Here is an 11,802-nt window from a genome sequence, read left to right on the forward strand (position 1 = left end):
TTGCGCTTGAAAGTAATTCAACTTTATAGTAATCAGGAAAAGCTTGTCAAAAAAGCGATGGGGCAGAACAGAGAAGCCCAAAAGCTTCTTTTTGAAAAGCATGCGCCAAAAATGTTAAGTGTTTGCCGGCAATATATAAATGACATTCACTATGCCGAAGATGTGATGATCGAAGCTTTTGCAAAGGTCTTTAAAAACCTTCACACCTTTAGAAATGAAGGAAGTCTGGAGGGGTGGATACGCAAGATCATGGTAAGAGAATGTTTATCGTTTTTGCGACGAAGTAAAAAGATGGAGCTGGTTTCTGAAATAACAGATCATGTTCAGGTAGTAGCAGAAAGTACTTTTGAAGCAGAGTTGACCGTTGGTGAAATACAGCAACTACTGGACATGTTACCGGAAGGTTACCGAACCGTATTTGTAATGTACGCGGTAGAAGGATACAAACACCATGAAATTGCAAGAGAACTCGGTATCTCAGAAGGCACTTCCAAATCGCAACTTTTCAAAGCGCGTAAACTTTTACAACAAAACTATTTACAATTAAATACTCAGGTGAAATGGAGATGAATTCAATGGAAAAAGAAATACGAGAAAAACTGCAGGACAGGTCATTAACACCTTCCCGTGATGCCTGGAATAAACTGGAAGCAAAACTGCCTGCGGTTCCGGCAAGAAAAAATAACTTTACCAGATTCTATTGGATCGCGGCCGCTATTGCAGTAATTGTATTACTGGGGTCTGTATTTTTTAGTCTTTCAGGTCGTTTCCCGGCAGAAAATGAACTGCCGGTAGTAGATGGTACTATTAAAAATGCGCCCATAGAAAAGCCTGAAGTAAAAGCAGAAAAGGAAAACGATCCACTTTCAGAAGATCAACACCGCACAAAAAATACCCCCGTTCCCTTTAAAAAACAGAACGCATCAAAATCAGCAGTAGCAGAAGCAGCAGCTTCACCGGAAGTAAAGAAAACTCCCGTTCAAGTAATGCAAAAGAAAGAAATGGTGGCGACAGCAAATGTAGAAGAGCAGGTTGCACAAAAAACTACAGAAAATACAGAAATGCAGGCCGAAGTTGAAAAGGTACTTAAGCAAATCGAAGCAATTCATTCCCAAAAAGGAGAGGTAACCGAAGCAGAGATCGATACCCTCATTCTGAATGCACAAAAAAAATTGGAAAAAAGGGTAAAGGCGGCCCCCGGGCAGATCTCAAAAGAAGCACTCGCTTTGCTTGATGATGTTGAAGAAGAACTGGACAGGTCTTTTAAAGATCGTGTTTTTGAAGCTTTAAAAAATGGTTTTGTAAAAGTACGCTCAGCCGTGGCCAACAGAGATCAATAAACAGATCCTACGTATAAGGGATACCATCATAATTACATTCATCTAAAATCAATTAAAATGAAACAGTTATTCTGTATAGTTGTTTTGGCTGTACTTTCATGTTTTCAGAGCACCTGGGCTCAGGATGCAGACATTATGCGAAAGATCGACTCGATCAAGCTGAAAATTGAAACTATAAACAAAGAAGAGAGAGCTGCTTTAAAAGCAGAAGTAGAGGAAATTAACCAACGTTTGGAACGGGGGGAGATTTCAGAAGCAAAGGCTCAGGAGTTAAAAGAAGAAGCAGCCGAAAAGCGGGTTACTTACATTAATGTGAGAACACTTGAGCTAGAAAAAACCTTGGCTGCCTTAAACAAAGCAGCTTCCGTAACATCAAAAATCGAGGTCGTTTTTGACGATTGGGAAGAGAGACGTAAACAGCGAAGATACCGAAGACGTACTACCTCAGATCTGGTACTGGCCCTTGGGTTTAATAACGTGATACAGGAAGAACAGTCTTTAAACGATTCGGAATACCGTTTGGCAGGTTCCCGCTTTTTTGAGATAGGATGGGCGTGGAGAACCTGGGTATTTAAAAATTCTGATTTTGTAAGATTCAGATACGGGGTTTCGCTTCATATTAATAACCTTAAACCCACCGGCAACCGCTTTTTTGTAGATAACAATGGTGAAACAGTACTACAGGAATTTCCGGAACAGTTAGACAAATCAAAACTGAGATTTACCAACCTTGTTTTTCCTGTGCATTTTGAATTTGGTCCTTCAAGAAAAATCCAAAGAGATGACTACGTTCGTTACTCTATTCGCCGAAAGTTTAAAATAGGAATAGGGGGATATGCCGGATTTAATATAGGTACCAAACAAAAATTAAAGTACAATCTTGACGGAGAGCGTATTAAAGAAGAAATGAGAGGAGATTTTAATACCAACAATTTTGTTTACGGGCTCAGTAGTTACATTTCCTGGGGTACTGTAGGTCTTTACGCCAAGTATGATCTCTCCCCTATATTCAATGACAATCAGCCTGAACAACGTAATATATCACTAGGTGTTCGTTTCGATATGGACTAGTGTACTCTGGTGAAGCATTCAAAACTCCGCAGGTCATGCGGAGTTTTTGTTTTAGGATACAATGAAATTTATTTACTTTTATCATTTATGAAATAAATATGAAAGTCTTTCAAGAAAATCAAAAGTTTACACAGCTTTGGTTATGGATCATTCTACTTGGCATTAATGGGCTTTTTGCTTATGGATTGTATCAGCAATTAGTTTTAGAAAAAAACTTTGGTACCAACAGTATGTCAAATCTCGGCATGATCATTGCAGCCTCATTAATGGTGCTGCTTACAGTTTTTTTCTACAACCTGGAGCTACGCACATATATTGACAGGTTACAAATACATATACATTTCTTTCCGTTGTTTAAGCGTACCTACAAATGGGAAGATATCGAGTCTGCCGAGGTAGTAAAAAGATTAGTTTTAGGGTATGGTATCAGGTTTTCACCAGAGGGCACCGTGTTTAATGTAAAAGGAAATCGCCTTTTAAAACTTACTTTCAGAGATGGTAAAACACTACTTATCGGCACTCAGAAACCAGAAGCATTGATTACATTTCTAAAAGGGATGCGTCCTAAAAATCATTAAAATCAGTTTGTTTTGATCAAAAAGACCACGATAGATAAAGTATTTGAAGCTGCCAGGGTTGAAGAGGTAATTGGTGATTTTGTGCAATTAAAAAAATCAGGCACCAATTTTAAAGGATTAAGTCCCTTTACCGATGAGCGTACACCCAGTTTTATGGTTTCACCGGTAAAGCAGATATGGAAAGACTTTAGTAGTGGTAAAGGAGGGAATGTAGTTGCATTTTTAATGGAACATGAACATTTTACCTATCCTGAAGCATTGAAGTACCTGGCCAGGAAATACAATATAGAAGTAGAAGAAACCGAACAGAGTGATGAAGCCAGGCAGCAGGCCGATGAACGGGAAAGTATGTATCTGGTTACTGATTTTGCGGCCAAATATTTCAAGAACACCTTATGGGAATCAGAAAGTGGTAAAGCCATAGGGCTCACCTATTTCAAAGAAAGAGGGTTTACCAATGCTACTATTGAGAAGTTTGCACTAGGTTTCTCACCCAATGAATGGAGCGCCTTTACCAGTCATGCTTTGGAAAAAGGCTATAAATTGGAGTTTCTTGAAAAAACAGGCCTCACCATTGTTAAAGAAGAAAAACATTTTGACCGTTTTCGGGGTAGAGTTTTGTTTCCCATTCACTCCATGAGTGGCCGTGTATTGGGTTTTGGAGGGCGTATTTTAACAAGTGATAAAAAAGCTGCCAAATATCTTAACTCTCCTGAAAGTGATATATACCATAAAAGCAAAGTACTCTATGGCATTTATTATGCTAAACAACACATAGCCAAAGAGAATAACTGTTATTTGGTAGAAGGGTACACCGATGTTATACAACTACACCAAAAAGGAGTTGAGAACGTAGTGTCTTCCAGTGGTACGGCACTAACTGCGGAACAGATACGTCTCATTAACCGTCTTACTCCCAATATTACGGTACTTTTTGACGGGGACGCGGCAGGGCTAAGAGCTTCTTTAAGAGGAATAGATCTTATTCTTGAAGCCGGGATGAACGTTCGGGTATGTACCTTTCCCGAAGGTGAAGATCCAGACAGTTTTGCGAGAGAGCACTCTACCGCAGAGATTAAGGAGTATCTTGAAACGCATACCCGTGACTTTATTCAGTTCAAAGCATCACTTCTTTATGAAGAAACCCGTGATGACCCTATTAAAAAGGCCGATACCATACGTGATATAGTTAACAGTATTTCCAAAATACCAGACCGTATTAAAAAAGAGGTATATATTCAGGAGTGTGCTCGCCTTATGGATATTTCAGAGCAGGTACTATTTAATACCCTGGCCCAAATTAAAAAAAAAGAATTACGAGAAGCTTCCAAACAGCATAAAAAAAAGCAGGAAGCTTTTGAAGTAGTGAGGACAGAAGCACCGGTTGAAAAAGTAAATGTGCAACATCTGTTGGAAAAGAAAGTAATAGAAATATTGTTGTTATACGGTTTACGAGAGGAGACTTTTGAAGATTATATATTAAAAGAAAATGAAAATGGCGAACTTATCCTGGAACCGGAAACCCATGAAATGAAAGTCTTTGAAAAAGTGTATCTGGATCTGCAACAGGACGAAATTCAGTTTAGCAATCCAGAATTTCGTAAGATATATACAGTGCTTATTGAAAACTTTCAGGGCAAAGAAAATTTTCGTGCAGAGGAATTTATCAGAAATGCGACCCAGGATATCTCAACAGCCGTAACGTCTATTTTGATGGAAGAAGAGAAGTATATACTTCATGACTGGAGCCGAAAAGATATTTTTGTGAAAGGGAAAGAATCTGCCATAGCACAATTAGTAAATGAGATCATTCTTAATTTACGATGTTATCTTATCGATAAACAGGTAGCTACTCTGGGAGATAAAACCAAAGAAAAAACTGATGATAATCATGAACTTTTAGAAGAGATCATGAATTACCATCAGTTAAAAAAATTGTTATCTAAAAAACTAAATCGTGTTTTATAAACACGTTATTGTTTTTAAAGAAGTTCCAATGCCTTGGCCTGCTGTAGCATATCAACGAGATTATCAACATTTAATTTTCTCATTAATCTCGCTTTATAAGTACTTACGGTCTTCTCATTAAGATTTAATTCTTCAGCTACATGTTTGTTGCGTTTTCCTGCAGCAAGCAGCTTAAGAACTTCGATCTCTCTGGTAGAAAGCTTTCTAAAAAATCTTCTTGGTTTGTTGGTACTTTCATCTACCGCAAGGCGTTGCGCCAGTTCATTGGTGATAAAAACACCTCCGTTTGAGATCTTTCTGATAGCTTCAGCAATTAGCGAAGTCTCCGCATTTTTTGAAAGATAACCGGATGCACCAGCACGCAGTGTACTCAAAGCATATACATCTTCGGGTTGTGCACTGTACATAAGTACTTTTACATCAGGATATTCTTTCTTCATTTTTCTAAGGGCGGTAATACCATTCACTTCAGGAATGTCCATTTCCAGTAAAACCAGATCCGGCTTCTTCTTTGAAAGTTTCTGAAACAACTCTTCAGTTGTTGAAACACTTCCGGATATCTGGATATCCTTAGAATCCTGTAAAGCAGATGCTATGCCTGCCTGCACGATGGGGTGGTTGTCAGCCACGAGAACTTTAATCATAATACAAGGGTTTAGAGTTAGTTTTTAACTTTTTAAAAACCTTTACTTAATAATAATACAGTTATATATTACTATTAGTAGGGGTATTCAGTAAGTAAAAGTAATTAAAAAATCAGATTACAACAAAAACTTTACAAATTTTCGTTCTAACGACGACTATTTTAGATCATCGGGAAGTTTACATACAGGTATGGGAAGCATTTTATGCTTATTTTGCATATTTAGTTTCTCATAAATTAAGAAAACCTCTTTTTCTCTGTCATTAAAATCGTCAGCTTTTTTCCCGTGTTCCTGCATTTTCATGGCCCATTCAAGCTCAGGATATGTAGCGCCAATCTGATCTTCATCAGTTCTGTTGTCACCCCAAAGCCCGTCAGTGGGAGGTGCTGTAATAACAGATTGTACAATATCGAGGTATTCAGCAATTTCGTACACCTCACTTTTTAGTAAATCAGCAATAGGACTTAAGTCAACCCCGCCGTCTCCATACTTTGTAAAGAAGCCTACACCAAAATCTTCTACTTTATTTCCGGTTCCTGCTACTAGCAGTCCGTTTAAGGCTGCAAAATAGTACAGGGTAGTCATTCGAAGCCGGGCTCTCGTATTAGCGAGAGACATAAAACGGTCTTCTTCATCAGCAACCGGAGGCAGTGCTTTGATAAGTTCTTCAAACACATCTGTAAGTTCTATGTGTTCTGAACGTACATTTGGGTAACGCTTTTTTAACCAAGAAATATGTTCCTGTGCCCGGGTTATCTGATTTTCTGCCTGGTGTATGGGCATTTCAAGACATAAAACAGGGAGGTTGGTTCGGGCGCAAAGCGTAGAGGTAACTGCAGAATCGATTCCACCTGAAATGCCTATAACAAAGCCTTTTGTCCCGGCATTGGCCGAATAATCACGAAGCCAGTCACATATATAGGTAATCACTTTTTCTGTTTTCATATACAAGGTTTCTTTGTTATAAACGGTTGTTGATAAAACAAAAATAAATGTTTCTGTCATATAATTGATATTCATTGTTTTTGTGCTTTATTTGTAACTGTTTGAAGCAAGTTACCCCCTTAGTTGGAAAAAGATCGTATTATAAAAGTGTTTTGTGCATATATTAAGAGCATAAAGAACTATGTAGTAATAGTATCGCTTTTGCTATTTACTGCAGGCTGCAAAAAGGACAAGGGCAATGACAACGTTGCTCCTGGCGAAAAAATCCAGTTACAGGTAAAGCGTTTTGAGGTAGCCTTTTCAAAAACCACTCTTGAAACATTGGAAGAAACAAGATCAGATTTTCCATATCTGTTTCCAAAGAATTTTCCTGATAGTATTTGGATATATCGCCTCAGAGATACCTTACAGAAATCACTTTTAAAGGAAACTATAAAAGCGTTTCCTGATTTTAAAAAAGAGCAAAAAGAACTTGAAAATCTTTTTCAATATATACGCTACTATTTCCCTGATACCTCTATACCAGAAGTAGTAACCCTTACCTCAGATGTTGATTACAGGAACAAAGTGATCTATACCGATACTTTGTTGCTGATTTCGCTCGATACATATCTGGGGGAAAACCATAGGTTCTATAAAGGGATTCAACAGTACATAAGAAAAAACTTTACAAGAGATCAGATTATACCTGATGTGGCTGTAGCTTTTGCGGAGCAAAAAGTAGGTGGGTTACAGAGTCGTTCTTTTATTGAAAGAATGGTGTATCACGGGAAGTTACTCTATTTAAAAGATCAACTCATTCCTTCGGTTTCAGATGCGAGAAAAATGGGTTATAGCGAAGAGGAGTTCATCTGGGTACGGGAAAACGAACCGGAAATATGGAGGTATTTTGTAGAGCGTGAATTGCTTTTTTCAACAGATTCCGGTTTGACTGCACGCTTTATAAACCCGGCGCCATTTTCAAAGTTTTACCTTGAGTTGGATACAGAATCACCCGGCAGGGTAGGCCAGTATATAGGTTGGCAAATTGTTCGTGCATATATGAGAAATAATGCCGTATCTTTGCAGCATTTATTAAACCTGCCCGGAGAAGAATTATTTGCAGCCTCCGGTTATAAACCCCAACGATAATGGCAGAAACCCATATATCAGACATAAAACTCGAAGTAGCGCTTGACGATAACAAGGTTCCCGAAACCATTACATGGACAGCTTCAGACGGAGGTGTTGAAAAAGAAGAAGCAAAAGCTGTGCTTTTGTCTATATGGAACAGTGAGCAGAAAGAAACTCTCCGAATAGACCTTTGGACTAAAGACATGCCGCTGGATGAGATGAAAATTTTTTTTCACCAAACACTGGTCGCTATGAGTGACACTTTTCTCAGAGCCACGAACGATGAAAAAATGGTCGCTACCATGAAAGATTTTTGTGACTATTTTGCAGAAAAACAAGAACTGCATAAATTATAACTATTCTTAAAAAAATACTTTCTCCCTGTGAGAGCGCCCGTACAAAAACTCGTATTTATCTATAATGCCAATTCGGGGAAGATGAATGCTTTTCTTGATTCCGTTCGTAAAGTGGTAGATCCTTATAATATTGATTGCAGGCTTTGTAGCCTTACCTATGGGTTGATAAGTGAAAAAAAAGAATGGAAAACCTTTTGTGACTCATCCGGGGTCCCTATGTCTTTTTTACATCGCGATGAGTTTGAGAGTAGTTACAGATCCAAATTTGGTTACAAATTTACATTCCCTGTTGTGTTGGCAGAAAGTGCTAACGGTCTTGAACTTTTAATCAAAACCGAAGAGTTAAATGCGCTTGAGAATATTTCACAGCTTATAGCCCTGGTGCAGGAAAGGGTGAATTGATTTTTAAGCCGCGCAGAGTTTCGATTCTTTTTTTGCACAGGTAAATAAATGATTTAAAGCCGTTTGTTTATATCATCAATATAAGATAGCAATTCTTCTCTGCCCGTATTTTTAGCCGAAGAGGTTATAAAAAAAGGAGGGAGTGTTTCCCAAAAGTTGAGCATCTGTTTTTGATAATGTTCTACATGGTTTTTAATCGCTCCCGGTTTTAGCTTGTCTGCTTTGGTAAAAACAATGGCAAACGGCACCTGGTTTTCTCCCAGCCATTTCGTGAAATCCATATCAATGGGCTGAGGCTCGTGCCTGATATCTATTAGCACAAAAGCACATACCAGTTGCGTGCGTTTTTCAAAATATTGGGTAATAAGCTTCTGGAAAGTTTTCCGGTTAGTTTTAGACGTTCTGGCATAACCGTATCCGGGAAGATCTACCAAAAACCACTCTTTGTTAATCTTGAAATGATTAATTAATTGGGTTTTTCCCGGAGTTCCTGAAGTTTTAGCCAGGTGTTTACGCTGGGTAAGCATATTGATGAGAGATGATTTGCCAACATTAGACCTGCCAATAAAAGCATATTCCGGGATAGGTTCTCCCGGGCATTTGGCAACGTCAGAATTGCTAACCACAAATTCTGCCGACTTGATTTTCATGATTTTTTACAGATTACAGGTTCCTTTTGCTGAGCCAGCTATCCAGCAATTTGTTAAAAGTGATCGGGTGCTCCATCATAGGGGCGTGACCACATCGGTCTATCCAAAATAGATCAGAATCCGGTAAAAGGCTGTGAAACTCTTCGGCGACGTTGGGAGGTGTTACCGTATCATTTTTCCCCCATATTATACAAACAGGTGTCTGCATATGAGGAAGGTCTTTTGCCATGTTATGACGTATAGCGCTTTTGGCAATAGCGAGTGTTTTTACCAGTTTGTTGCGGTCGTTAACAGTGGCATATACTTCATCAACAATTTCTTTTGTGGCTACTTCGGGATCGTAAAAAACGTCCTGGCTTTTTTTCTTTATGAACTCGTAATCTCCGCGTTTGGGATAACCATCACCCATAGCGCTTTCATAAAGCCCGGAACTACCCGTAATAACCAGAGCTTTAACCCGCTCAGGGAAAAGTTTAGAATACAGCAGGCCAATATGGCCCCCAAGAGAGTTGCCCAGAAGAATAACTTCATGAAGCTCTTTAAATTCTATGAACTGCTCCAGGTAAAGGGCAAAACTTTTAACATTGGTTTTTAAAAGAGACATAGAATACACCGGAAGTTCAGGTATGAGCACCTTATAGCCTTTTGAAGAAAAATATCGGGTAACCTCCTCAAAATTGCTCAATCCTCCCATGAGTCCGTGTAGAATAATCATAGGAGTGCCCTCGCCAACTTCCAGATAACTGAATTTTTTTTCCTTCTTAACGCTATGTAACATCAATGGTTAGTTATAGTTCTCAAAAAAACAAATATAGGCATTTCATACATATGTAAATCAATGTTTATCGAATCTCTTGAAAAGCACTTTTTGTGCCCTTTTAAAGGTATGTACTTATAGTGCAGAGTTGCTTTTCAACCTGTTGATAACCAAAGTTTTCTTAGCGATTATTGGCGAAAAAACCAAAACTTATCAACAAAGTGGTAAAATGTGGTAAAATGTGGTAAATAATTCTATATATTTGAAAAACCAAATATTGGAAACCCGTACCACATTGTGAGCAGTTTTATTGGGACATATGAGTGTAAAGCAGATTCCAAGGGCAGGATCATGATACCGGTAGCTCTTAAAAATCAGATAGCTCCCATGCTGCAGTCAGGATTTGTCATTAAAAGAGCAGTGTTCCAAAAGTGTCTTGAATTGTACCCTATGTCTGAGTGGAATGCACTCATGGCTAAAATGAACAAACTAAATCGTTTCAAGAAAAAAAACAATGATTTTATAAGGAGGTTCACCGCAGGTGTAAAGGTTGTAGAGGTAGATGCTACGGGCAGGTTGCTTATTCCTAAAGACCTTTTTGGTTTTGCTGTTTTAGATAAAGAGGTGGTATTGTCTTCAGCTATCAATATTATCGAGATATGGGATAAGGAAATGTACGAGCAGGCTATAGATGATGCTACGGGAGATTTTGCAGATCTGGCAGAAGAAGTAATGGGAGATGACGATGGGCCAGATATATCATAAACCGGTATTGTTAAAGCCCTCGGTGGACGGGTTAGCTATAAAAGAGAACGGGGTGTACGTAGATGTTACTTTTGGCGGGGGAGGTCACTCCAGGGAAATACTGAGCAGGTTGGGAAAAGACGGGAAGCTGTATGCATTTGATCAGGATAAAGACGCGCTCAGAAACATCATTAAAGATACGCGGTTTGTGCTTATTAATGAGAATTTCAGGCACCTGAAAAGGTTTTTAAAGTTCTATGGCATAACAGAAGTAGATGGGGTACTGGGAGATTTTGGGGTCTCTTCTCATCAGTTTGATGAAGCAGACAGAGGCTTTTCTACCCGATTTGATGCGTCACTCGATATGCGAATGAATCAAACAGGAGTGCTCAGTGCCTATGAGGTAGTGAATACATATGACGAGAACGAGTTGAAATACATTTTTCAAACCTATGGAGAGATCAGGAATGCGACCGTTTTTGCGCGATTAATTGTGAAGGGTAGAGAGCAGGAGCCTATTAAGACCACTAAAAGTTTAAAAAGTGTGTTAAGGTCACAATTGCCACCTCATCGCGAAAACAAAATACTGGCCCAGGTGTATCAGGCCATACGTATTGAAGTGAATCAGGAAATAGAAGTGCTTCGGGAGTTCCTTTTACAAACCCCGCAGCTTATAAAAAAGGGAGGACGGTTGAGTTTAATAAGTTATCACTCCCTTGAAGACCGGCTGGTAAAAAGGTTTATTAGAGACGGAAAGTTTGAAGGGGAGGCTGAAAAAGATTTTTACGGAAACATTCAGGTCCCTTTCCGAAAAGTAGGAAAGCTTGTAGTGCCTTCGGAAGAAGAGATTAGAGATAATAACAGGGCAAGGAGTGCAAAACTCCGGATCGCAGAAAGAATTTAAAACAAGATCAGGATGAAAAAAAACCTCATAGATATTTTAAAAGGAAAATTTCTGGTGAGTGACGATTCAGTTAAAAACTGGCGATTTATTCTTTTTTCTTCCCTGCTGGCTGTTATTATGATTGCCAGTTCGCATAGCGTAGATAGAAAAGTGCTAAAAATAGCAGATCTGAATAACGAAGTAAAGGAGTTGCGAAGCGAATTTGTAGATACGCGCTCCAGGCTTCAAAAGTTAAAGCTTGAATCTACGGTAACTTACCGGGTAAAAGAAAAAGGGTTGGAGCCTTCGGTAACACCTCCTAAAAAAATTAAGATCATAAAAGAAGACTGA

The 11,802-nt window shown here is 38.8% G+C and carries 15 protein-coding genes; 11 read left to right on the forward strand and 4 right to left on the reverse strand.

The window, feature by feature from the left end; translation table 11 throughout:
• The first annotated feature begins 6 nt into the window (after positions 1-6).
• From WAO84_RS10395 to dnaG, 5 genes are all read left to right on the forward strand, one after another.
• Complete coding sequence (locus tag WAO84_RS10395; RefSeq protein WP_422614485.1) at positions 7-570, forward strand: RNA polymerase sigma factor; 564 nt, start codon at positions 7-9, stop codon at positions 568-570.
• The gene (locus tag WAO84_RS10400) at positions 561-1,340 is read left to right on the forward strand and encodes a hypothetical protein (RefSeq protein WP_340065593.1); all 780 of its coding nucleotides are present in this window, start codon (positions 561-563) and stop codon (positions 1,338-1,340) included. Before WAO84_RS10395 ends, WAO84_RS10400 begins: the two co-directional genes overlap by 10 nt.
• Positions 1,341-1,397: 57 nt before the next feature.
• A complete protein-coding gene (locus tag WAO84_RS10405) occupies positions 1,398-2,411 on the forward strand; it encodes a coiled-coil domain-containing protein (protein WP_340065595.1) in 1,014 nt (337 codons plus the stop codon).
• A gap of 98 nt (positions 2,412-2,509) precedes the next feature.
• A complete protein-coding gene (locus tag WAO84_RS10410; protein ID WP_340065597.1) occupies positions 2,510-2,989 on the forward strand; it encodes a hypothetical protein in 480 nt (159 codons plus the stop codon).
• Between the two features lie 12 nt (positions 2,990-3,001).
• Positions 3,002-4,957 carry a DNA primase gene (gene dnaG, locus WAO84_RS10415; protein WP_340065599.1) on the forward strand — a complete coding sequence of 652 codons (1,956 nt, stop codon included), beginning with the start codon at positions 3,002-3,004 and terminating at the stop codon, positions 4,955-4,957.
• Positions 4,958-4,971: 14 nt separating this feature from the next.
• Here dnaG and WAO84_RS10420 read toward each other — a convergent pair whose 3' ends face one another.
• Together WAO84_RS10420 and nadE are read right to left on the reverse strand one after the other, a co-directional pair.
• Positions 4,972-5,601, reverse strand: a complete 630-nt coding sequence (locus WAO84_RS10420) for a response regulator (RefSeq protein WP_340065601.1) — start codon at positions 5,599-5,601, stop codon at positions 4,972-4,974.
• Positions 5,602-5,757: 156 nt separating this feature from the next.
• On the reverse strand, positions 5,758-6,546 hold the full coding sequence (gene nadE / locus WAO84_RS10425; RefSeq protein WP_340065602.1) for an NAD(+) synthase: 789 nt from the start codon (positions 6,544-6,546) through the stop codon (positions 5,758-5,760).
• Positions 6,547-6,708: 162 nt separating this feature from the next.
• Between nadE and gldB the strand changes: the two genes are divergently transcribed.
• Genes gldB through WAO84_RS10440 form a run of 3 tightly spaced genes read left to right on the forward strand, consistent with a single transcriptional unit; the run spans position 6,709 to position 8,417 of the window.
• Positions 6,709-7,677, forward strand: coding sequence for a gliding motility lipoprotein GldB (gene gldB, locus WAO84_RS10430; RefSeq protein WP_479686284.1), 969 nt, complete (start codon positions 6,709-6,711; stop codon positions 7,675-7,677).
• Complete coding sequence (gldC, locus tag WAO84_RS10435) at positions 7,677-8,015, forward strand: gliding motility protein GldC (RefSeq protein WP_340065605.1); 339 nt, start codon at positions 7,677-7,679, stop codon at positions 8,013-8,015. The genes gldB and gldC overlap by 1 nt, the downstream gene beginning before the upstream one ends.
• A 27-nt stretch (positions 8,016-8,042) precedes the next feature.
• Entirely contained in the window at positions 8,043-8,417 is a 375-nt protein-coding gene (locus WAO84_RS10440) for a GTPase (protein WP_340065607.1), read from the forward strand.
• 53 nt (positions 8,418-8,470) lie between these two features.
• Here WAO84_RS10440 and yihA read toward each other — a convergent pair whose 3' ends face one another.
• A complete protein-coding gene (yihA, locus tag WAO84_RS10445; RefSeq protein ID WP_340065609.1) occupies positions 8,471-9,067 on the reverse strand; it encodes a ribosome biogenesis GTP-binding protein YihA/YsxC in 597 nt (198 codons plus the stop codon).
• Between the two features lie 13 nt (positions 9,068-9,080).
• A complete protein-coding gene (locus WAO84_RS10450; RefSeq protein WP_340065610.1) occupies positions 9,081-9,845 on the reverse strand; it encodes an alpha/beta fold hydrolase in 765 nt (254 codons plus the stop codon).
• A 276-nt stretch (positions 9,846-10,121) separates the two neighbouring features.
• On the opposite strand from WAO84_RS10450, the gene mraZ reads away from it, so the two are divergent.
• The 3 genes from mraZ to WAO84_RS10465 are packed head-to-tail and all read left to right on the forward strand — an operon-like array spanning position 10,122 to position 11,802.
• Positions 10,122-10,589, forward strand: a complete 468-nt coding sequence (gene mraZ / locus WAO84_RS10455) for a division/cell wall cluster transcriptional repressor MraZ (protein ID WP_340065612.1) — start codon at positions 10,122-10,124, stop codon at positions 10,587-10,589.
• The gene (rsmH, locus tag WAO84_RS10460; protein ID WP_340065614.1) at positions 10,570-11,472 is read left to right on the forward strand and encodes a 16S rRNA (cytosine(1402)-N(4))-methyltransferase RsmH; all 903 of its coding nucleotides are present in this window, start codon (positions 10,570-10,572) and stop codon (positions 11,470-11,472) included. The genes mraZ and rsmH overlap by 20 nt, the downstream gene beginning before the upstream one ends.
• 12 nt (positions 11,473-11,484) lie before the next feature.
• On the forward strand, positions 11,485-11,802 hold the full coding sequence (locus tag WAO84_RS10465) for an FtsL-like putative cell division protein (protein ID WP_340065615.1): 318 nt from the start codon (positions 11,485-11,487) through the stop codon (positions 11,800-11,802).

It is taken from the genome of Ascidiimonas aurantiaca (assembly GCF_037646345.1).
GTDB classification, from domain to species: Bacteria; Bacteroidota; Bacteroidia; order Flavobacteriales; family Flavobacteriaceae; genus Ascidiimonas; species Ascidiimonas aurantiaca.